Source organism: Massilia sp. TWR1-2-2 (assembly GCF_049897565.1).
GTDB lineage: Bacteria > Pseudomonadota > Gammaproteobacteria > Burkholderiales > Burkholderiaceae_D > JAFCUW01.
The window spans coordinates 171,538-192,981 of record NZ_JAFCWM010000009.1 but is presented as its reverse complement, the minus strand read 5'-3'; the positions used below and the strand labels follow the sequence as shown (position 1 = coordinate 192,981).

Below are 21,444 nucleotides of genomic sequence, written 5' to 3'. Positions count from 1 at the left end.
CGCGTGCCGGAGCGGCGGTCGCCCTTGACCATGTCGATGGTGTAGGTTTCACGCACGTTCAGCGACGCCGGGTTGACGCCGGAGATGGTGCTCGAATTGATCAGCGGAATGCGTACCGATTTGCCGCCGATTGGCAGCGCAATGCCTTTCGAGGTGTTCTTGAAGCGCATCTGGAACGTGATGTCTTCCTTGGCGTCGCCGTTGTTGTCGATGTGGATTTCGTACAACGCGTTTTCGTCGAACTGGTAGAAGTTCGGGCCGCCCTGCGGATCCTGGAAAGGCTGGAAGTTGGCGATCATCGTCACGAAGCCTTCGCGTCCGGCGGCGTAGCTGCGGAACATGTAGAAGTCGGTGCCGTCGACCTTTGGCGCCTTGGTCAGGAACGGCGCTTCGCGGTGGCTCGACGCCTGCGCCGGCGCGAATGCGCCTGCCAGCACGGCGCCTGAAATCATACTTGCTAGCAAGAGGTTGGTTCGTTTGGTCTTGTCCATGATCGTTCCTTTGGTTATGTGGGATGCAGCTGCGCCGCGGAGTTGTTTGAACGTTACTTCGTGCTCCTAAGCTCATATACGAAGTCTTTTTGGAAATGGATTCAAACTTTTGAACTTATTTTTTTATGCCGTCGTAAAACGGCACGGTGGCTCGGAAACACGAGAAGTTCTCGTCTATAATTGTTGCGCTCTTCACAACGCTGGACACCACTAGCTCGGCCAAAATTCTAGAACGGATAATCTCGTGTCATCTATCGATCCGCAGCAAACTGAAATGCGGGAATGGCTCGCGGCGGTCGCACAACGCGACGCCGTGGCCTTCCGCCGTCTGTACGACGCAACTTCGCCGAAACTGTTTGGCTTTGCCACGCGTATATTGATTAAGAAAGAGTGGGCCGAGGAAGTGCTGCAGGAGAGCTACATTAGCATCTGGAACAATGCCGCCAGCTACCAGCCAGCGCTTGCGGCGCCAATGACGTGGATGACGACGATCGTGCGCAACAAGGCTTTCGATGCGCTGCGGCGCGCCGGTGTGACGGGCGCCGGCGTGGAGATCGATGCCGACACCTTCGATCCGGCCGTGATGGAAGCGCTGGAAAGTGGCGCGGCGACGCCGTTCGAAGCGCTGCAATTGAGCGGCGACGCGAAATCGCTGGCGCAATGCCTCACGCGCCTGGAAGGAATGCATCGGCAGGCCATCGCGCTGGCGTTCTATCACGACCTGTCGCACAGTGAAGTGGCGGAGCAGTTGAAATTGCCGATAGGTACAATCAAGACGTGGATCCGGCGCGGCCTCGAACGCCTGCGCGGTTGCATGTCGAAACTGGAGCGCGCATGAATCACCGCAATTTGCAGCGCAATGAAGTGCTCCGCGAACAGCTGGCGGCCGAGTACGTGCTCGGCACGCTCAAGGGCGGTGCGCGCCGCCGCTTCGAGCAGTGGATCGAGATCGATGCGACCCTGGCGCAGGCGGTCACGCGCTGGCAGAGTACGCTTCATCCATTGGCCGAACTTTCATCTTCCGTGCAGCCGCCGGCGAGCGTGTGGGCCGGCATCGAGCGCAGGCTCAACCTGGCGGCGCTGCGCATGGCGCCAGTGCAAGCAGCGATTTCCGGTCGGTTGCGCGACAGCCTGAATTTCTGGCGCGGCCTTGGACTCGGTGCAAGCGCGGTCGCGATGCTGCTCGTGTTCGTCCTCGCAACGCGCGCCCCGGTTGTCGACGCCCCCGCAGTTTCCTACGTTGCGGCACTGAGCGGCGAGAACGCGCAGGCCGCGGTCGTTGTTACCGCGGACGCCGTACGGCGCACGCTGATGGTCAGGGTCATCGGCGATTCGGCCGTCACTGCCGACAAGGTTCTGCAGTTGTGGGCGTTGCCGAAGCAGGGCGCACCGCGCTCGCTGGGTCTGCTCGCGGCCAACGGCGCGGTGACGCTGGCGATGCCGGGCGATGTCACACCGGGCTCGACGCCTCTGCTGGCAGTCAGCCTGGAGCAAAAAGGCGGCTCGCCAAATCCAAACGGGCCAACGGGACCGATCTTGTATAAGGGCGCACTGGTGCAGATTTAACTGCGCGAGTTGCCGTTAGAATAAATTGTGAATCTGGTGTGGTTGTGGCCGCGTATAAATTTATGCACATGCAAACAATCACACCAGGAGTCATCATGAAAAAGCTCGTTACCGTACTCGTTCTGACCGCAACATTTGCAACCGCCGGCACAGCGCTGGCCGCCAATACCATTATCGTCGGCGGCCAAAGCATGTTGCAGTCGAAGGACATCGTCGACAATGCCGTCAACTCGGCGGATCACACGACGCTGGTTGCCGCGGTCAAAGCTGCCGGCTTGGTCGAAACGTTGAAAGGCAAGGGCCCGTTCACGGTGTTTGCGCCGACCAATGCAGCGTTCGCCAAGCTGCCCGCCGGCACCGTCGATACGCTTGTCAAGCCGGAAAGCAAAGCGACGCTGACCAAGATCCTGACTTACCACGTCGTGCCGGGGAAGTATGATTTCAAGGCGCTGCAGGGCGCCATCAAGAAGGGCAATGGCAAGGCCGAACTGGCGACCGCGAGCGGCGGCAAGCTGATGTTCCACATGAACGGCATGCATAACATCGTCGCGATGGACGAAGCGGGCAACACCGCCAACATCAGCACCTACGATGTCTACCAGTTGAATGGCGTGATCAACGTCATCGATACGGTGCTGATGCCGAAGTAATTGTGCTGCGGGCGGGCTGCCGCGGTGGCGGCAACCCGGCGGGAAGCCGTCCAAAAGCGTGCTGCGAGGCTGACCCTGTGTAGTCAGCCGATGGGTCAAGCGATGTTCGGTGGCGGAACGCCACGCGCCGAAACTTAGCCTGCACGGGCCCAGCCCGATACCTGTTGCTTGCCTCGAAAAGCCCTTGTTAATCCAGGGGCTTTTTTATTTCTCATTGTCGAAAGGTTATGTTAGCCGCCGCACAGAACTGCCGCGTGGAAATTGCTAACCTATCGACAAGTAATCCTTGAAGCAAAAGACAAACGCTTGGTTTGTGGCTCGCGCTCCGCTATGAAATCCGCTCCAACGAGGAAGCAAAAATGAATTACACGTACGACATTCGCCCAGACGCCAAGGCTCCCGGACGTGGTTGGAATCTGCATCTGTTTGACAATGGCAAGGAAGCAGGGCAGATCGACTTCCCCGCTACCGATTACGAGAACACTCACTTAGATGCGATGAAGGTAGCCTTTCTTCGCGCGGAAGCGGAGGCAAAGGTGTGGATCAAGGGTCGTCGTGTCTATAGCAAGCGACGCATGCGCCTGGTGGTGCATCCCGCCCTCGCTGCAATTTTGGGTCTGGCCGTGCTGGTCGCCGCATATAACGTATTTAAATACGCCTTCTAGTCGAGGCCGGTCCATTCGGTTGGCGTAACGTGCATGTGACTACAATCAGCTCCCGAAAGGGAGCTTTTTCTCGTGCGCCCAGCATGGGCGCACTCCTGTGGGTGAAAGTCCCGCCGCGAGCTGACCACAGTGAGCGAAGTGAAGCGCAACTGCATGAGGGCAACCGAGTGTGGGAAGGAAGCGTGGAGCATAAATCATGAGCCGAGGGACACGAATCGCATAGAAGGCGCTGCCGATCAGGGCGAGCGGGCGAGAAACCGCAAAGCCCTTGTGGTCAATGAGAAGTGGCGTAAATGCGGCGGTTGTGTGATGAAGGAGTGCGGCCCTTACCTGGGGACGCCCCGCCTTGTGCCTGAAAGGGCGACGGTGCAAGCCGGAGCGGGGTCTCAGCAGAGGTCATAGTAGTCGGAGGTAGCGCCGGGAAGGCCCGTCGACACGAAATACCGTGGCTGCCGATTGTTTATCCTCAGGGCTTGTGCGACAGGCCGTTAGCCGTGTTTGAATCTGTCTCGATACGGCAGAGTGAAAGTCAGGTGCAGCGGGCAATGCGTTTTCTGTTGAGTACGTACATCGATCTGCTGTTCGCGTTAATCGGTACAACCCTGACAGTGCAGTTCGTATGTAACTGCGCGCAGAACGCACCAAAGACCAAATACTCATCAGGCTGTCAGCCCTGTCAGTTCCATCGCCGCTCCGGTATCATTCGGGGATGAACAAGAACTCAAACCTTCCGTTTGTCATTGGTGTCGCTGGCGGAAGCGGCAGTGGCAAGTCAACGGTGACCCAGCAAGTGCTGGCGTCGTTCGGCGCCGAGATGGTCTCGGTCGTGATGCAGGACGATTACTACTGCGACCAATCCGATCTCTCCCCTGAAGTGCGCCGCAAGCAAAATTACGACCATCCGCAGGCCTTCGACTGGCCCCTGCTGGTACAGCACGTCCAGGCCTTGCGCAATGGCGAGGCGATCGACATGCCGGAGTACGACTTCACCATCGACAACCGCTCCGACAAGACCATTCGAGTCAAACCAGCCCCGGTCATCGTGATCGAAGGCCTGTTTGCCTTGTATGACGCGGACCTGCGCAAGATGATGTCGCTGAAGATCTTTGTCGACACCGCGCCCGATGTGCGCTTCATTCGCCGCATGCAAAGGGATATTACCGAACGCGGTCGCTCGGTAAACAGCGTCGTTGCCCAGTATCTGGAAACAGTGCGCCCGATGCACAAGCAGTTCATCGAGCCGACAAAGCGTCACGCCGATGTCATCTTGCCGCATGGCGCGAACGGCCCGGCGGTCGATGTCATCACCACCAAGGTGGCGAGCGTCATCCGCCAGTTGAAAAAGCCCTGATCCGAGCTGCTGATGGTTCCGGCATTTGCTGAGGCCATTTCCTTCATCCTAACGGCAACGCATGCGTTTCAAACGGTGACAGACCTTATGCGCCTGAGTGCCCCGGCGTTTGCTGCGGCCCCCATTTTTGGTTATAGTCAACGTTTTACCTAGTGACAGGATAGTCGCCTTTCCTGCAGCGAGTCCGCCAATGAGTAGCAGTGCTTCATTTTCCAAGGTGACGTCAAGCTCCGTTCTGACCGCAACCTGCATCCTGGGCCTGCTCTATTTCGGTCGCGACGTGCTCGAGCCGCTCGCTCTGTCGCTGGTCCTTAGTCTCATTCTGGCGCCGCTGGTCCGCGCGCTCGCCAGGACAGGAATGGGGCAAATGCCATCGACCTTGATCGCGGTGTTGCTGAGCAGCGTGTGCGTGCTCGGCGTGTGCATCGTGCTGGCCGCGCAGATGGTCGCCGTCACCGCCGACTTGCCGCAGTACCGCGCGGCCATCCAGACCAAGCTCGAGACGGTGAGGGAGATCACCGAGCGTCCGTTCGCGCGCATTCAGGCCGAGCTGCGCGCGGTGGCGCCCGCCTTGCCGGTGGCCCCGGCGCCAACCCGCCGCGGCGGGCCGACCCTGGCGGCCGGTCAGAACAAGCCGATCGCCGTCGAGATCCGCACGCCTGAATTGTCGACCACCGCCACGGTCACGCGCTTGCTGTCGCTGGTGTCCGGTCCGATCGGCAAAGCGGGCCTGGTGCTGGTGCTGCTGATATTCATCCTGCTCGAACACGAATCGCTGCGCGACCGCGTGGTCCGCCTGGCGGGGAAGGGTGAAGTGGGCCGCACCATGCGCGCGCTGGGCGACGCCACCGAAGGCGTGTCGCGGTTTTTCTTTTCGCAGTTCCTGGTCAATGTCGTCTTCGGCACCGTGGTCGGCGCCGCGCTGTGGGCCGCCGACGTTCCGCACGCGGCCCTGTTCGGCGCCCTGAGCGGGCTGCTGCGCTTCGTGCCGTACCTCGGCGCGCTGGTTGCCGGCGCGGCGATCGCCCTGTTCGTCGCCGCCATCGATCCTGGCTGGACGCTGGCGCTGACGTGTGTGGCGATATTCGTCGGCCTCGAGCTGATTGTCGCCAACGTGGTCGAACCGAAGGTGTATGGCCACAGCTCCGGTTTGTCGCCGCTGGCGGTGATGGTGTCGGCGCTGTTCTGGGGCGCGCTGTGGGGGCCCGTCGGCCTGCTGCTGTCTACGCCGCTGACGCTGTGCCTCGTCGTCGCCGGCCGCCACGTCCGCGCGCTTGAACCAATCACGATCCTGTTTGCCGATACGCCCAACACCAGCGAGGCGCAGCGCTTCTATCACCGCATCATTTCCGGCGACGCGGACGCGATCATTCGCGATGCCCACGCCTATCTGCGCAAGTTCAACTTCGCCCGCTATTGCGACCAGGTGCTGCTGCCAGGCCTGGCGCTCGGCGCCGACGAATATGCGACCGGGCGTATCGAGAAGGCGCAGCAGAACAAGGTGCGCGCCACGATCGCGGCGCTGGCCGAGGCGGTCGTGCCGATCTCCGGCAGTGCGCGCAAAAGCCGCGGCCGGCGCCGCATATCGATGCTCGATGCGAACGTCGGCGCCCATCTGCGCCAGATGCGCCAGCTCCATCTTGGCCGCTGGCAGGGGTCGCTCGACGTGCCGCCAGGGTCGATTGCGCTCGCCGCCGGCCTGCCGAACGAGCGCGATGACTTGCTCAATGAGCTGTTCGTGCTGTCGCTGCGCGAAGTCGGGCTCGACGCGCGCAGCGTATCGGTGTCGGCGCCGGACGAAGGTCCCGGACCTGATCGCAGCAACCTGGTGTCGACCGTGTTCCTGACGTACCCGCTGAAGGACACGCTGGTTCAATGGCAAGTGGTGGCCGGCCACTTCAGGGAGCGCCTGCCGCAAGCGTTGGTGGTGACGATCCGCCTCAGTCCCGACGACAGGGACGCCGACCAGTCGGTGGTCGAGCAGAGCGTCGACATGGTGCTGCGAACGTACGAGGAAGGCGTGGCGCTGCTGACGCCGGAGGCGCCGGTGCCGGCATAAGCCGCAGTTGCGGTTGCTGTGGTTGGCAAACACCCGCGGTCACAAAACACCCGGTGTCAGGTCTGGCATTCGGACATTTCGTATCGAGAATGTCCGATTGTCAGACCTGACCCCAGATTTTCAGGCTGCGATTACTTGCCCAGGTGCGCATTCGGATACGCCTGCAGCAACACCTGCCCGCTCAGGCTCGCCAGCAATTGAAGGCGCTCGTCGCGGCGCTTTTCGTCGTCGTCGATCTCATGATAATTGTAATTCTGCGATTCGGCGCTGCGACCGAGCCGCAGCTCGGTGCCGGGCACGGAAGGGGTGTGATAGCTGGCCCTGAGCTGGAATTTCTGTTGCTGCGAGAACCAGCGATCGGCCTGGCTGCGGCCGCCAACACTGGTCTCTCGCGACACCTGATAGGCGAAGTTGTCCTGCTCGGCGGGACGCATCGGATTGACCGCGTCCGGCGTCTGGGTGATTGCAGAGCTGAAGTCGGCCAGGCCCGTCATGGCGGCGTGGTCTTGCGCCTCCAGTTGCACGGCGCTGGCCGCGCACCCGCCCGGGGAGGGTGCGGCGCCGATACTGCTGTGCATGCCAGCAAACGCTTCCTTGAACATCGAGACCAGGGCGGCGTCGCCATGTCCCCTGGTGGCGGCCCGGTCGAACTGTTTGAGGTAGCTGCCGACGGCGGTGGCTTGCCGCTCGGTCGGTGCGCATGCTGTGGATGGCTCGTACCCGCGCAGGCTAGCTGCCGCCGCGCAGGTCTGCCAGCAGCGCCATCAGCGCATTGCCGTCGACCGGCTTGGTGAAGTGATGATCGAAGCCGGCGCCACGCGCGGCGTCGCGGTCGGACTGCTGGCCGTAGCCGGTCACCGCCACCAGCACCGAAGCGCCCGTCGCCGGTTCCGCGCGCAGGCGCCGCGCCAGTTCATAGCCGTCCAGGTCGGGCAGGCCGATGTCGAGCAGGCAGACGTCGGGCACCATGGACGGCGCCCGCTGCAACGCCGCCCCGCAAGTATGGTCGACCGCGACGTCGTGGCCGGCCGATTCGAGCAGCATGGCGAGCATCAGCGCGGCGTCGACGTTGTCGTCGACCAGCAGCACCTTCAACGGCGCCGCCAGCGCGTGCGCTGCGGGGCGCGTCACCGGGCCAGGCGCCGCGGGCGCGATCGTCGGCAAGGTGACGATGAATTCGCTGCCGCGGTCGAGTCCCTCGCTGCGCGCGCGTACCGTGCCGCCGTGCAGTTCCACCAGCGTCTTGACGAGCGCCAGGCCAATGCCCAATCCGCCTTGCGAGCGGTCGGCGTTGCGTTTGCCCTGGGTGAACAGCTCGAAGGCGCGGCCCACCAGGTCTGCATCCATGTCGATGCCGTCGTCGGTCACCGCCACCGATGCCTGCGAGTCCTGCACCGTCACGCTCAATGTCAGGTGGCCGCCGGCCGGCGTGTATTTGGCGGCGTTGTTAAGCAGGTTGGCCACCACCTGCACGAGCCGCTTGCGGTCGCCGCGCACGATGGCGGCAGCCGGCGGCAGGTCGAACTGCAGCGTGTGACCGCGCAGCGCCATCAGCGGGCGCACCTGGTCGACGGCGTCGGCCAGGATGTCGCGCAGGTCGATCTCGTTCGATTCGAGCGTGATCAGGCCGCGCGTCACGCGCGAGATGTCGAGCAGGTCGTCGACCAGTCCGGTCATGTGCGCCACCTGGCGCTTGATGACGGCGCTGGTCTTGCGGATACTCGCCATATCCTGGTTGAGCGCCGACAGCAGGTCGGCCGCAGCGCTGATCGGCGCCAGCGGATTGCGCAGTTCGTGCGCGAGCATGGCGAGGAATTCGTCCTTCAGCTGGCTCGACATGCGCAGCGCTTCTTCGGCGCGGCCTCGCTCGACCGCATTCCAGGTGCGCTCGGCGACATCGGCAATGAGAGCGACGTCTGCCTGGCTCCAGCGGCGCGGCAGCGCGTGGACGACATTGAAGTTGCAGCGCCAGCGACCGGACTGGAACAGCGGGACGATCACCATCGACGCGATACCAAGCTGCCCGAAAGCGCCGGCGAACGCGCGCAGGTGCGGATCGGCGCCGATGTCATCGACCACGATTGCCTCGTTGGCGCGCAAGGTCTGCAGCAGGTGCGCGCCGAAGTCGGCGATGTTCCCGTGCGAGGGCAGCTCGGGCAGGTCGCCGCTTTGCGTCCACCGCTGATCGATGCGGAAGGTGCCGGCCTCGTCGTCGACCTCGGCGTAGTAGACGCGCGCGACGTCGAGATGCTGTCGTACCAGCTCGGTCGCCGTGGCGATGATGTCGTCGGCGGTGACGAGGCCGCGCAGGCGGTCGGCCAAGGTCAGCTGGAACGCCTGCCGGCGCTCGGCCAGCACGCGCGCGGTGGTCTCCACCGCCGCCGTGAACATGCCGTCGATGCGGCCATCAACGGAGCGGATCGGGCTGTACGAAAACGTGAAGTGGCACAGTTCTGGGAAGCCGTTGCGGTCGAGGACGAGCGGCATGTCGTCGCCGCGCACGGCGATCCCGCGCTGCACCACCTGTTCGACCATCGAGCCGATGGTTGGCCAGATTTCAGGCCAGGTCTCGACCGCTGGCCGGCCGAAGGCCGCCGGGTGCTTGGTGGCGCCGAGGATAGGGCGGTAGGCGTCGTTGTAGAACTGGACCAGGTCCGGGCCCCACCAGATGGCAATCGGGAACTGCGAATCGAAGCAGACGTTGAGCTGTAGCCGCAGCGTTTCGGGCCAGGTGCCGGGCATACCCAGGCTGCTGCGGGACCAGTCGGTGCTGCGCAGCAGCCCCACCATCTCGCCTTCTTGAGGCAGGTATTCGAACTCTGGAACTGAACTAGCCATGCGCGGCGCCGGGAAACTGTTGGATAGGGTGTATGCCTGCATTCAAATTGCATGTAACTTGGCTGAACCGGATTCCGTGCGAACAGCTGGGGTCAGGTCTGACAATCGGACATGTCGTATCGTGCATGTCCGATTGCCAGACCTGACCCCAGATTTTCAGGCGGCGATTACTTGCCCAGGTGCGACTTTACCGCCACCACCGAGGTGCCGACCGCCTTTACCGCGTCTTCGAGTTGTTGTTTCGATACGCCGAGCGCTTCGGTCCAGTGCTTCACTTCCCACGCTTCGTTCACGTTGATGCGGCTGCGGTCTTGTGAGCCGGCTTTCTGCAGATTGTCTGACATGGCTTTCCTCCCGTAGATGCGACGAAGTTGTCGGTACCAGAGGATTGCATGTTTGCTTGGATGATATCTGTTCGCTGCTTCACCTTGCGCTGCGCTTACTGCTGCCTTTACTCGGCAGTGCTCTGGCGGCGACGCCAGAACAGCAGGGCGCCGAGGCCAAGCACGATCAGCGCGACGCTGCCGGGCGTCGGCACCATGCTGACGGCACCTTCAATGACGTCGTTCTGGCAAGTCTCGCCCCAGTGCATCGCGAACGAGGCGAAGTTCATCAGGTCGCTCGAGGCAATGTTGATGACGAAGCGCAGTTCCTGGTCGGTGGTGACGGACCATTTGCCGGTCAGGCCGGTGTTGCTCACGGTGCCCGAGTCACGCTTGACGGCGGTGGCCTGGCCGTTGCGGTAGTAGCACTCGCTACCGATGTCGCAGTTCATGAATTGCTCGGAATTGTAGATATTCGCGGCATTCGTGGCGCCGTTCAGCTTGTAGAGCATGAAGTCGCCGCCGGTGTTGCTCCAGCGGTTATCCAGGCTGAGGCCGTAATTCCACAGCGTGCCGTTGACCGCGTTGTCGTTGGTGTGGTGCGAATCGGTGCCGAACGGGTTCCACATTTTCGACAGGAACACGTCGCCATAGCCGATGCCGCCCGGCGCGCTGCCAGGCTGCGCGCCGGCGTGGCCGGCGAAGTTCGTCGCGATCGCTACCGTCAGGATGCTGCCGACGCGGGTGATGGTGGCGCCCTGGATGTCGTAGGTGCTGCTGCCGATGACGTCGTTGTAGCCGTGGCCGTCGCCGCCCCAGTAACCGTTGACCCCGATGTCGCTGATGCCGCCGGCGCTGGCGCCGGCCACGGCGAACGCGAGGCAGGCGGCGAGCACGACGCTGAACAGGTTTTTCATTTTGGACGATCCCTTATTGTTTGAGATCATTTAAGCATTAATCATGCCTAAAATAAACAACTGTTTATTAACAGCGACTTATCGATGGATTGCATAATTCGTTGTCGGACGTTGTAAGTAATCCCGACAAATGCCGTAACACTGGCTTGTAGCTAGGAAATTTATTGCTACTATGCTGCTAACATGCCAACATTCAACATCGTTGAACGGCCGGCTGGCGAGGGTTTGGATGTTGCAACTTAACAACAAAAGTTTCCTGTGGTTTAGTGCTGCGGGCGCCGTCACGCTGACCTCCGTGCTTGCCGGCTGCAAGGGCGATTTGGCCCCCGGAACGTTGGCCGAGGCAAAGATCTACCATCAGAAGGGCGAATTGAGCGCCGCGGCGATCGTGCTGAAAAACGTCGTCGAAACGGCGCCCGATGACGCCGAGACTCGCTACGAGCTGGCCACGGTCTACCTCGACACGGGCGACGGCGTCAGCGCCGAGAAAGAAATCCGCATGGCGCTCAAGCACGGCTATCGCGGCGCCCAAGCGTTGCCGGTACTGGGCAAATCCTTGCAGATGCAGGGATTGTTCCATAAAGTGCTGGACGAAACGGCGGCCGAGGCGCGCGTGAAGCAAAGTGCCGAGTTGCTCTGCGTGCGCGCCGATGCGCTGCTCGCCATGGGCAAGCGCGATGAGGCCAAACAACTTTATTCGGCGGCGCTGGCCACCAGGCCGACGTTCACGCCGGCGCTGATCGGCATGGGCCGCGTGGCGGTGCTGGCGCGCGATGTCGACAGCGCCGTCCGCTATGCCGACCGGGCCACGGCAGCCGAGCCGCGCAACACCGATGCACTGCTGTTCAAGGGCGACCTGCTGCGCGCACAGAACCAGCCGGAGCAGGCCCTGGCGGCGTACGACAAGGTGGTGGCGATCGCGCCGCAACATCGCTCGGCGCACATCGAGAAAGCTTACCTGAAGACGGCGATCGGCAAGTTCGAGTCGGCCCAGGCCGACCTCGATATCGCCAGGAAGCTCGCGCCGACCAGCGTGCTGCTGAACTATACGCAAGCCTTGCTGGACTTCTCGCAAGGCAAGTACTCCGCCGCGCAGGATGCGATGCACCGGGTGTTGCGCGTGGCGCCGGATCACATGCCAAGCGTGCTGCTGGCCGGCGCCATCAGCCTGAACCTCGGTTCGCTGCACCAGGCCGAGCACCACCTGCGCCACTACCTCGAAAAGAATCCGGACAATGTGTATGCGCGCAAGTTGCTGGCGTCGACCTTGCTGCGTACCGGCCACACGCCCGACGCGCTGACGGTGCTGGCGCCTGCGCTGAACGATCCGCGCCGGGATGCGCAGGTGCTGGCGCTGGCCGGCGAGTCGTACATGCAGGCGCGCCACTTCGGCAAGGCCACCGAGCTGTTCGAAAAAGCCAGCGCGCTGGAACCGAAAGCGGCCAAGCTGCGCACGTCGCTGGCGCTGAGCCGGCTTGGCGCAGGCGACCAGGCGCAGGCGGTCAATGACTTGCAGCTCGCTGCCACGCTCGACGTCAAGTCGCCGCAGGCCGGGATCGCGCTGGTGCGCACCGAACTGAGCTTGAATCATATCGACAAGGCGTACGATGCCGTGCTGGCGCTGGAAAAGACGCAACCGAACAATGCGGCCGTGCAGGAACTGAAGGGCCTGGTCTACGTCGGCAAGCAGGACCTGGCGCAGGCGCGCGCCAGCTTCAGCAAGGCGCTGACGATCCAGCCGGCGTACTTTCCGGGCGCCGCCAACCTCGCGCAGCTCGACATGCGCGAGAAGAAGCCGGAGGCGGCCCGCCAAACCCTGCTCGCCTTCCTCGCCAACAACAAGACCGACAGCGACGTCATGACCGCGCTGGCCACGCTCGCCGCCGGCGAAGGCAAGAACGATGACGCCACCAAGTGGCTGGAGCAGGCCAACGCGGCCGATTCGAATGCGATTGCGCCGGCGGTCAACCTGGTCGCGCAATACCTGCAGACCGGCAAGACCCAGAAGGCGCTCGACACGGCGGCCAAGCTGCAAGTGATCCATCGCGACAATCCGGACTTGCTGGACTTGCTTGGCAAGGGCCAGCTTGCCAATGGCGAAAGGGAGCAGGCGCTCGACACGTACAAGAAACTGGCGGTGGCACTGCCGCGCTCGGCGCACGCGCAGATGCAGGTCGCGGCGATGCACCTGCTGTTGAAGCGGCCGACGCAGGCCGAGGATTACCTGAAGGCGGCGCTGGCGATGCAGCCCGACTTTCCGGCGGCCCAGCTGGCGCTGGCGGAGTTGTATGTCCGCAAGGGATGGAACGAGCTGGCGCTGATGACCGCGGCCAGCATGCAGCGCAACCACCCGAAAGGGGCGGCCGGCTACCAGCTGCAGGGCGACATCAACATGGCGCAAGGCAAGCCGGAACTGGCGCTCGACGCGTTCGAGCGGGCGATGGAGCTGAGCAAGACGAGCGAACTGATGGTCAAGTCGGTCAACGCGCTGCGTGCAGCCGGCCGGCAGGACGAGGGTGGCAAGCGCCTGGCGGCGTGGCTGCGCCAGCATCCCGATGACGTCCGCGCGCAGCTGTACAAGGGCGAAACGATGATGGCTGACAAGCAGTACAAGCCGGCGTCGGCGCAGTTTGAATCGATACTGAAACAGCAGCCGGCGAACGTGGTGGCGCTGAACAACCTGGCGCTGGCCTACCAGCTGTCGCAGGATACCCGGGCGGCAGACATTGCCGCGCAAGCGTACAAGCTGGCCAACGACCAGCCGATGGTGATGGATACGTTCGGCTGGATCCTGGTCGAGCAGGGCGACACCGCGCGCGGCCTGCCGCTGCTCAAGCAGGCCAGCGCCCTGGCGCCGCAGGCGCGCGACATCCGCTACCACATGGCGATGGGCTTGTTCAAGGCCGGCGACAAGACGGCCGCGCGCAAGGAGCTCGAGGTGCTCATGGCCGGCAACATGAAGTTCGCGCAGGCCGACGAGGCGCGCGCCTTGCTCAAGCAGCTGCAGTAATTTTCGCTGTCATAATTTCCGGTGTCTAATTTCCGGTGTCAGGTCTGACATTCGGACAGTTCGCTCCTTGAAATGTCCGAATGTCAGACCTGACACCAGCATTTCGGGTTGAAATGTCCGAATGTCAGACCTGACCCCAGCTTGTTGGGCTTAGCGCGGCGCCACCTCGAGCACGATCTTTCCGACGTGCTCGCTCGACTCCATCAAGGCGTGCGCGAGCGCAGCGTCGGCCAGCGGGAACGTCTTGTAGATCACCGGCTTGATCGCGCCCGCTTCGAGCAGCGGCCAGACGCGCTCGCGCAGCCGCGCGGCGATCTGCGCCTTGAACGACACCGGGCGCGGACGCAGCGTCGAGCCGGTCACCGTCAGCCGGCGCCGCAGGATCTGGCCCAGCGGTATCGTCGCGTTGGCGCCGCCCAGCAGCGCAATGATGACCAGCCGGCCATCGTCGGCCAGGCAGCCGATTTCGTTCGGGACGTAGTCGCCGCCGACCATGTCGAGGATGACGTCGACGCCCTTGCCGCCGGTGGCGGCCTTGACGACGTCGACGAAATCCTCGGTGCGGTAGTTGATGGCGCGGTCGGCGCCCAGCGCTTCGCAGGCACGGCATTTTTCATCCGAGCCGGCAGTGGCGAACACCGTGTGCCCCAGGGCCTTGGCAAGCTGGATTGCAGTCACGCCGATGCCCGATGAGCCGCCCTGCACCAGCAGCGTTTCGCCGTCGGCCAGCGCGCCGCGGTCGAACACGTTGCTCCATACCGTGAAGAACGTTTCCGGCAGCGATGCCGCTTGCAGCGCGCTCATGCCTTTCGGCAGCGGCAGGCACAGCGACAGCGCGGCGCTGCAATACTCGGCGTAGCCGCCGCCCTGCACCAGCGCGCACACCATGTCGCCGAGCGCGAAGCCGCTGCCGGCAAGGTCGCCGTCAACAATTTCGCCGGCCACTTCCAGGCCCGGAATGTCGGACGCGCCTGGCGGCACCGGATAGTTGCCGGTGCGCTGCAACACGTCCGGGCGGTTGATGCCGGCCGCGTGCACGCGGATCAGCACGTGGCCCGGCGTCACTGCCGGTATCGGCCGCTCGCACAGTTGCAAGACATCGGGCGGGCCCGGCTGGGTAATTTCGATTGCGCGCATGGTCTGTCTCCTCGTTTCGTTAGCCAAGCATACAAGAGCCTTGGCTGACGCGTCGAAACAGCACGTGCAATCGACCGCCTACCGCGTGTCCCCCTCGCTGGCGATCAGCAGCGCCGCGGCATACAAATCGGGTGCGATGCGCGTCGGCACCCGGCGCGGCCCCAGCCGCCATTCCTTCTCGTGACCGTTGTCGACCAGCAGCGTGCGGCAGCCGGCGCGGTTGCCCGCCTCGATGTCATGCAGCGTGGCGCCGACCATCCACGAGGCGCGCAAGTCGATCGCCAGCTCCTTTGCCGCCGTCAGCAGCATGCCCGGCTGCGGCTTGCGGCAGAAGCAGCGCGTCGACGACCCTTGCGGATCATGGGTGCAGTGGTAAAAGCCTTCCAGCGTGAGGCGTTCGCGAAACAGCAGGTCGCCCAGCCGGTGCGCCACCGGCGCCATGGCGTCGTCGTCGCCGGGCCCGATCCAGATCGGCGCCTGGTCGCTGACGACAACGAGCCGATAGTCGAGCCGCGCCAGCAGCCGCAGCGCCGGGCCGGTGCCGCTGCGCAGCGTGAAGCGGCACGGGCCGGCGAAGTCGTCGACCAGCGTGCCTTCCTTGTCGAGGAACACGGTCTTCATCGGTCAGGCAAAGCGGACGCGGTACTTGATGGCGCCGAGCAGGCGCCAGAATACGGCCAGCGGCGGAATCAGCGCCGACGTGAACAGCATGTCGGCCACATGCGCCACGCTCGCGCTGCTGCCTTGCAGCCGCCGGATGCACAGCATTGCGGTCAGCACCAGCCAGGCGCCCCAGCCGGCGACGGCGAGGATTTCGTGGCCCACCACCAAGCCCAGCACGCCGACCGCCAGTGCCGCCACGATCGCGTAGTCCTCCCAGCAGGGCTGGCGGCGGATTTTCTTGCGGTACAGCGCGGGATGCTTCTTGTAGAGCAGCGCGTCGAAGCTGATCTTGTGCAACTGGAACAGGCTCGCGCCCCATGCCGCCGGCCGCACTGGATGCACGACGACCGCCTGCGGCGCCGAGACAATGCTGGCGTTCATCTCCAGCAGGCGGAAGTGGAAGTCGTTGTCCTCGCGCCAGTCGTCGCGGAAGCGCTCGTCGAAGCCGTCCAGCGCTTCGAGCACGCGGCGCCGGCAAAAGCAGTTGGCGGCGACGAATTCGACCGCGCCGTCGCTGTCGCTGGCCACGTCGTCGCGGTGCGCGGGCGCCGGCGTCGGCGTTTCCACGCGGCCGCACAGCACGTCGGTGCCGGCGTCGAAGGCGGCCATGGCCTGCGTCAGCCAGCCGGTGGCCGGCACCGTGTCGTCATTGGTGAAGGCGATGATGGGCGCGCGCGCGCTGCGCCAGCCGAGGTTGCGGGCCGCCGCCAGCCCATGCGCGCCGTCGTTGGCGACATACACCAGGCGCGCATCACGGTCGAGCGTGCGCGCGCGCCAGCCGGCCACCAGCTGCAGCGTGTTGCGGCTGGGCTCGTCGTCGACGACGATGACTTCGTAGGCGCCGGCCGGGTAGTCCTGGCGGGTCAGCGCGTCGAGGCTACGGTCGAGCAGGTCGAGCCTGCCGCGGGTGGGGACAACGACCGATATTTCGATACCGATTGCGTCGGCGGCGTTTGCTGGTGTCGACGGCATGGCTCCCCCACGAACACTACCTGTTTGTTCGAGTTGGATCACGCCGTCGGGGCGGCGGTTCTTACTGCGTCACGCGGGTTGAACCTGCATCAATGGGACGCTTCGCGCTCGCCTGGACAAAGCGCGCCACCGCATCGACCGTCGGCGCGAGCGTGCGCAGCGGCGCGGCCATCGAGGCCACCAGCGTGGTGTGGCTGACGCCGTCGTAGTAGATTTCCTCGACCGGCACGCCGGCCGCGCGCAGCCGGTTTGCCAGGCCGCCGGTGTTGCGCACCGGATTGACCAGCTTGTCGTTGCGCGCCGCGATCAGCAACGCCGGCAACGCCGGGCCGGAGACATGGTTGACCGGCTGCGAATCGGTCGGCGTGTTCGGATAATGGAACACCGGCCGCGCCGTCGGGTTGACGATCGGGATGAAATCGTAGGGTCCGGCCAGGCCGATCCAGCCGGTCAGCGCGCTCGGCGCCATGCCCTGCTTGCCGAGCCAGCGCGGGTCGAGCGCCAGCATCGACGCGTTGTAGGCGCCGGCGCTATGGCCCATGACGAACAGGCGCGCCGGGTCGCCGCCGTAGGTCGCGATCTGCCTGGCGGTCCACGCTACCGCCTGCGCGGAGTCGTCGAGGAAGTCGGGATAGCGCACTTCGGGATACAGCCGGTAGTCGGGAATGACGACGACGATGCCGCGCGCGGCCAGGGCGCGGCCGACAAAGGCGTAGTCACGGCGCTGGCCGGTGCTCCAGTTGCCGCCGTAAAAGAACACCACCACCGGCGAGGCCGCGCTGGCCTTTGCCGGCCGGTAGATGTCGAGCTTGTTGCGCGCGCCTGGCCCGTAGGCGATGTCGACGTTGCTGTCGGAACCGATAGCCGGCGACAGTGCGTTGAGCGCCGTCAGCGGCGAGCAGGCAACCAGAGAGCCCAGCGCGACGATACCGGCGCCGAAGGCGAGCCACTTCACAGCTGGCGCGCGTTGAAGGTGTCGCACCGCTCGAACTGGCCGGTGTCGATCCCCTTGTTGAACCATCGCACACGCTGAGCCGACGTGCCGTGCGTGAACGAGTCGGGCACCACGGTACCTTGCGACTGGCGCTGCAGCGTATCGTCGCCGATCGCGGTGGCGGCGGTCAGCGCCGCTTCGACGTCACCTTTTTCAAGGATGCTGCGCGAGCGGTTGGCGTGGAACGCCCAGACGCCGGCGAAGCAGTCGGCCTGCAGTTCAAGCCGCACCGAGGCGGCGTTGGCCTGGCGCTCGTTGCCGCCCTGGCGCAGCGCAGCGACTTTCTGGTCGATGCCGAGCAGGTGCTGGACGTGGTGTCCCACTTCATGCGCGATGACATACGCTTGCGCGAATTCGCCGGTGACCTTGAAACGCTGCTCCATCAGGCGGAAGAAGGCCAGGTCGATGTACACCTTCTGGTCGCCGGGGCAATAAAACGGTCCGGACGCGCTCTGCCCGGTGCCGCAGGCGGTCTGGGTAGCGCCGGTAAACAGCACCAGCTTCGGCTTGATGTACTGGGCGTTCTGGGCGCGGAACAGCTCGCCCCAGGTGTCCTCGGTGTCGGCCAGCACGGTCGAGACGAACTTGGCCTGCGTGTCGGACGCCGGCGGGCGCTGGGCCGGCCCTTGTTCCTGCTGCACCGGCACGGCGCCGCCGCCGCCGCTGAGCATGTTGATGATCGTCATTGGGCTCACGCCCAGGAAGTACGAGCCGACGAGCGCAATGGCAATGGTGCCGATACCGATCGACCGACCACCGAAACCAAAGCCGCCACCGCCGCCGCCGCCGCCGTCACCGCGGCGGTCTTCGACGTTATCGCTCTCGCGATTGCCTTCCCATTTCATATGCTTCTCCTGCTGAATTATTGATGAGGTGTGCTTTTGCCAAGAATATACGCGCTTGCTGGGAATGGCAGCGCTACGTTGGCTGCGTTTGGGAAATTTCGCCGGGCGCCCCCGGCGGGCGAGGGCAGCCCGGCCTGCCGCTTAGTCCGGCGTGCCGTCGGAGCGGCGGCCGACGTTGCTCTGCAGGTCTTGCCGGTCGGGGTTGGCCGGCGGCTGGTTGGCGGTGTTCGACAAGCCGGTGTCGTCGTCCATTTTCTGGTCGGCGGCGAGGTGTTTGCCGCCAGGACTTTTCGGCAGGCCGCCGGCAACGTCATTCGACTCGCGCACCTGCGTCACGCCGTCCGGCGTCGACGTGGTGTCGTCTTTCGAAAAGGCGCGCGAGGACGACACGTTCAGCTCGTTGCCGCCGTTGTCGGTCTGGTTGTTGTCCGTGCTGCGTTGATTCGACGTGGTCATGGTGGTTTCCTTTGTGGAAGTGAAAAAGCGGTGAACTGCGGCGCGGTCGCGCCCGCGATATTAGATTGCCATCATGCAGGTTCGCTACGCGGTTCAGAATAGGAATACCGACCGAGCCGATGTAGGACGCACGCTGACGGGACGTTTCCAGCGGACGAAGCTTTTATTTTGCGCATTTTCTGTCGCCTGTTGTCCTACAAAGTCGGCTGCTTTCGTCCTATACCCTCATCCATCCCCGCTGCATAAGATGGTTTCACCTGCTCGCTCAACGGCCTTGCCGTAGAACGGATCGGGCATCGACCTCCGCAATCGCGGCGGATTGAACAGATGAGGGAGGTTCACCATGGCTTCAAGTAATCAGGGTAACCAAGGCAACAAGCAGAGCGGCAACCAGAGCGCAAGCCAGGGGGGCGGTACCAAGAATCGCGGATTCGCATCCATGGATCCGGCCCGTCAGCGCGAAATAGCCAGCGAGGGCGGCAAGGCAGCACACCAGAAAGGCACGGCGCATGAGTTCACGTCCGAGGAAGCCCGCAAGGCCGGCAGCATGAGCCACGGCAACCGGCAGTCGGCGGAGTCGCGCTCGCACAGCAGCGAGCGCGCCGGCAGCAAGGCCGAGCAGGGCGGCAGCAAGCAGTCCGAGCAGGGCGGCGGCAACCGCAGCGGCGGCGAAGGCGGCGGCGCGGAAGGCGGCAAGTCGGGTCGTTCGAGCGGCAGCAAGAAGTAGCCTGGGGCGCCGCCGCCGGCAGTGACGCTGGCGTCGGGCGGCCAGGCCCGTGGTGCGGCGGGGGGCGTCAGCTCCCCGCTTTTTATTTCCGCTCTCCCATTCCAGTTTGACCCATTCGCCAGAATGGATGGGGTAGAATCGTCGCGCCTTTTCAATCTACCCTGGGGAATTTCGTGGTGAAACAAGCGGTTATCCGTCAAGTCAAGAGCATGTGCATGTCCTGCGATCAGGTGGGTAACTTGCTGCTGTTTAAATTTTCCTACCGTGAAGCGAAAGAGTCGGGCGTCTTCGTGCCGGCGTCGATCGTGTTCTGGCTGCTCGAGCACCTGCCGGTCAACCAGGATCCGAACCTGCTGCAGCCGCCGGCGCCGCCGGCGATCTACCAGCACGACTGGGACGATCAGGTCACCCCGCGCGCGCTCAGCGTGCAGTGCCGTCAGTTCAACGATTTCATCCGCATGACCATCGAGCTCGACCGCAAACCGAACCTGACCGTGCTGCTCGACCGTGGCAATGTCGAACTGATGCGCCAGATCATGGAACACTACCAGGGCGACCTGATCAATCTCGACGCCTGAGGCAGCGGCGCCGCTGTCGGCGGCGCCTGAAATACGGGTATCATGCTCATCTTCGTGAACCCGTTTTTCAAGGATCTTCCATGCCCATCAAAATCAGCCAGCTGTTCGACTCCGGCGCCATCGACGTGGTGGCCGCCGACAGTGCCGCCCGGATCGACCTGAACCTGCGCAGCGATTCGCACGCGGACATCCACCAGTGGTTCCACTTCCGCCTGCAGGGCGCGCGCGGGCAGGCGTGCACGATCCGCTTCCTGAACGCCGGCCAGGCCACCTATCCGAAAGGTTTCGAAGGCTACCAGGCCTGCGCCAGCTATGACGGCGAGACGTGGTTCCGCGTTGCCACCAGCTTCGACGGCCAGGTCATGACGATCAGCCACACGCCAGAACTCGACAGCGTCTACTACGCCTACTTCGAGCCGTACTCGTGGGAGCGCCACCTGCGCCTGCTCGGCGAAGTGGCCGAAAACCCGCTGGCGCGCGTGATCGACATCGGCAGCACGGTCGACGGGCGCGACATGAACCTGGTCGTGGTCGGCAAGGCGTCGGCGGCCAACAAGATCTGGGTCATCGCGCGCCAGCATCCTGGCGAGACGATGGCCGAGTGGTTCGTCGAAGGCATGCTCGACGCCTTGCTCGACGACGCCAACCCGGTCGCCCGCAAGCTGCTGCAGCGCGCCGTGTTCTACATCGTGCCGAACATGAATCCGGACGGCGCCTACCGCGGCAACCTGCGCACCAACGCCGCCGGCGCCAACCTGAACCGCGAATGGATGACGCCCTCGCTCGAGCGCAGCCCTGAAGTACTGTGCGTGAAGAACAAGATCCACGAAGTCGGCTGCGACATGTTCTTCGACATCCACGGTGACGAAGCGCTGCCGTACAACTTCGTGGCCGGCAACGAGATGCTGGCCGACTTCACGCCCGAGCGCGCGGCCAGGCAAAAGGCGTTCGTCGACCAGTACATGGCGGCCAGCCCTGACTTCCAGAACGTGTATGGCTACGCCGCGAGCAAGTACAACGAAGACATGCTGACATTGGCGTCGAAGTACATCGGCCACACGTTCAAGTGCCTGTCGCTGACATTGGAAATGCCGTTCAAGGACAACGCCGACCTGCCCGATACCTGCACCGGCTGGAACGGCGCGCGCAGCAGCTTGCTCGGCGAGGCTATCTTGCAGCCGATCCTGCAGTCGCTGGACTGA

21 protein-coding genes are annotated in these 21,444 nt (G+C 64.0%); 10 read left to right on the top strand and 11 right to left on the bottom strand.

The genetic code is table 11. The annotated features are described in order from the left end of the window. The coding region (locus ACP7DD_RS11190) for a DUF4331 family protein (RefSeq protein WP_426174884.1) at positions 1–452 on the bottom strand (452 nt) is incomplete at its 3' end. A 313-nt stretch (positions 453–765) separates the two neighbouring features. Between ACP7DD_RS11190 and ACP7DD_RS11185 the strand changes: the two genes are divergently transcribed. The 6 genes from ACP7DD_RS11185 to ACP7DD_RS11160 all read left to right on the top strand — a co-directional run bounded on the left by ACP7DD_RS11185 (position 766) and on the right by ACP7DD_RS11160 (position 6,782). Further along, a complete protein-coding gene (locus ACP7DD_RS11185) occupies positions 766–1,329 on the top strand; it encodes an RNA polymerase sigma factor (protein WP_426174883.1) in 564 nt (187 codons plus the stop codon). Further along, the gene (locus ACP7DD_RS11180) at positions 1,326–2,057 is read left to right on the top strand and encodes an anti-sigma factor (RefSeq protein ID WP_426174882.1); all 732 of its coding nucleotides are present in this window, start codon (positions 1,326–1,328) and stop codon (positions 2,055–2,057) included. Before ACP7DD_RS11185 ends, ACP7DD_RS11180 begins: the two co-directional genes overlap by 4 nt. A 95-nt stretch (positions 2,058–2,152) precedes the next feature. Then, positions 2,153–2,707, top strand: a complete 555-nt coding sequence (locus ACP7DD_RS11175) for a fasciclin domain-containing protein (protein ID WP_426174881.1) — start codon at positions 2,153–2,155, stop codon at positions 2,705–2,707. Positions 2,708–3,066: 359 nt separating this feature from the next. Beyond that, positions 3,067–3,372, top strand: a complete 306-nt coding sequence (locus ACP7DD_RS11170; RefSeq protein WP_426174880.1) for a hypothetical protein — start codon at positions 3,067–3,069, stop codon at positions 3,370–3,372. Positions 3,373–4,081: 709 nt separating this feature from the next. After that, positions 4,082–4,723, top strand: a complete 642-nt coding sequence (gene udk, locus ACP7DD_RS11165; protein WP_426174879.1) for a uridine kinase — start codon at positions 4,082–4,084, stop codon at positions 4,721–4,723. A gap of 190 nt (positions 4,724–4,913) precedes the next feature. Further along, positions 4,914–6,782: an AI-2E family transporter gene (locus tag ACP7DD_RS11160; protein WP_426174878.1), complete on the top strand. Its 1,869-nt coding sequence runs from the start codon at positions 4,914–4,916 to the stop codon at positions 6,780–6,782. Between the two features lie 131 nt (positions 6,783–6,913). On the opposite strand, the gene ACP7DD_RS11155 is transcribed toward ACP7DD_RS11160, so the two are convergent. From ACP7DD_RS11155 to ACP7DD_RS11140, 4 genes are all read right to left on the bottom strand, one after another. Next, the gene (locus tag ACP7DD_RS11155; RefSeq protein WP_426174877.1) at positions 6,914–7,384 is read right to left on the bottom strand and encodes a hypothetical protein; all 471 of its coding nucleotides are present in this window, start codon (positions 7,382–7,384) and stop codon (positions 6,914–6,916) included. A 127-nt stretch (positions 7,385–7,511) separates the two neighbouring features. Next, positions 7,512–9,620: an ATP-binding protein gene (locus ACP7DD_RS11150; protein ID WP_426174876.1), complete on the bottom strand. Its 2,109-nt coding sequence runs from the start codon at positions 9,618–9,620 to the stop codon at positions 7,512–7,514. Between the two features lie 167 nt (positions 9,621–9,787). Next, positions 9,788–9,964 (bottom strand): DUF3606 domain-containing protein, encoded by a 177-nt coding sequence (locus ACP7DD_RS11145; RefSeq protein WP_426174875.1) that lies wholly within the window; start codon positions 9,962–9,964, stop codon positions 9,788–9,790. Between the two features lie 107 nt (positions 9,965–10,071). Then, positions 10,072–10,860 carry a hypothetical protein gene (locus tag ACP7DD_RS11140; RefSeq protein WP_426174874.1) on the bottom strand — a complete coding sequence of 263 codons (789 nt, stop codon included), beginning with the start codon at positions 10,858–10,860 and terminating at the stop codon, positions 10,072–10,074. 229 nt (positions 10,861–11,089) lie between these two features. Here ACP7DD_RS11140 and prsT point away from each other — a divergent pair, with 229 nt between their 5' ends. Further along, positions 11,090–13,870, top strand: coding sequence for an XrtA/PEP-CTERM system TPR-repeat protein PrsT (gene prsT / locus ACP7DD_RS11135; protein WP_426174873.1), 2,781 nt, complete (start codon positions 11,090–11,092; stop codon positions 13,868–13,870). A 150-nt stretch (positions 13,871–14,020) separates the two neighbouring features. Here prsT and ACP7DD_RS11130 read toward each other — a convergent pair whose 3' ends face one another. From ACP7DD_RS11130 to ACP7DD_RS11105, 6 genes are all read right to left on the bottom strand, one after another. Beyond that, positions 14,021–15,007: an NAD(P)H-quinone oxidoreductase gene (locus ACP7DD_RS11130; protein ID WP_426174872.1), complete on the bottom strand. Its 987-nt coding sequence runs from the start codon at positions 15,005–15,007 to the stop codon at positions 14,021–14,023. A 78-nt stretch (positions 15,008–15,085) separates the two neighbouring features. Continuing rightward, positions 15,086–15,628 carry a D-glycero-alpha-D-manno-heptose-1,7-bisphosphate 7-phosphatase gene (locus ACP7DD_RS11125; protein WP_426174871.1) on the bottom strand — a complete coding sequence of 181 codons (543 nt, stop codon included), beginning with the start codon at positions 15,626–15,628 and terminating at the stop codon, positions 15,086–15,088. Between the two features lie 3 nt (positions 15,629–15,631). Then, positions 15,632–16,642 (bottom strand): glycosyltransferase family 2 protein, encoded by a 1,011-nt coding sequence (locus ACP7DD_RS11120; RefSeq protein WP_426174870.1) that lies wholly within the window; start codon positions 16,640–16,642, stop codon positions 15,632–15,634. A gap of 61 nt (positions 16,643–16,703) precedes the next feature. Further along, entirely contained in the window at positions 16,704–17,597 is an 894-nt protein-coding gene (locus ACP7DD_RS11115) for an alpha/beta hydrolase (RefSeq protein ID WP_426174869.1), read from the bottom strand. Continuing rightward, positions 17,594–18,481, bottom strand: coding sequence for a KPN_02809 family neutral zinc metallopeptidase (gene ypfJ, locus ACP7DD_RS11110; RefSeq protein WP_426174868.1), 888 nt, complete (start codon positions 18,479–18,481; stop codon positions 17,594–17,596). The genes ACP7DD_RS11115 and ypfJ overlap by 4 nt, the downstream gene beginning before the upstream one ends. Positions 18,482–18,622: 141 nt before the next feature. Then, the gene (locus ACP7DD_RS11105; RefSeq protein ID WP_426174867.1) at positions 18,623–18,937 is read right to left on the bottom strand and encodes a hypothetical protein; all 315 of its coding nucleotides are present in this window, start codon (positions 18,935–18,937) and stop codon (positions 18,623–18,625) included. A 439-nt stretch (positions 18,938–19,376) separates the two neighbouring features. Between ACP7DD_RS11105 and ACP7DD_RS11100 the strand changes: the two genes are divergently transcribed. The 3 genes from ACP7DD_RS11100 to ACP7DD_RS11090 all read left to right on the top strand — a co-directional run bounded on the left by ACP7DD_RS11100 (position 19,377) and on the right by ACP7DD_RS11090 (position 21,444). Continuing rightward, positions 19,377–19,664 carry a KGG domain-containing protein gene (locus ACP7DD_RS11100; RefSeq protein WP_426174866.1) on the top strand — a complete coding sequence of 96 codons (288 nt, stop codon included), beginning with the start codon at positions 19,377–19,379 and terminating at the stop codon, positions 19,662–19,664. A gap of 215 nt (positions 19,665–19,879) precedes the next feature. Then, a complete protein-coding gene (locus ACP7DD_RS11095; RefSeq protein ID WP_426174865.1) occupies positions 19,880–20,242 on the top strand; it encodes a hypothetical protein in 363 nt (120 codons plus the stop codon). An 80-nt stretch (positions 20,243–20,322) separates the two neighbouring features. Continuing rightward, positions 20,323–21,444, top strand: coding sequence for a M14 family metallopeptidase (locus ACP7DD_RS11090; protein WP_426174864.1), 1,122 nt, complete (start codon positions 20,323–20,325; stop codon positions 21,442–21,444).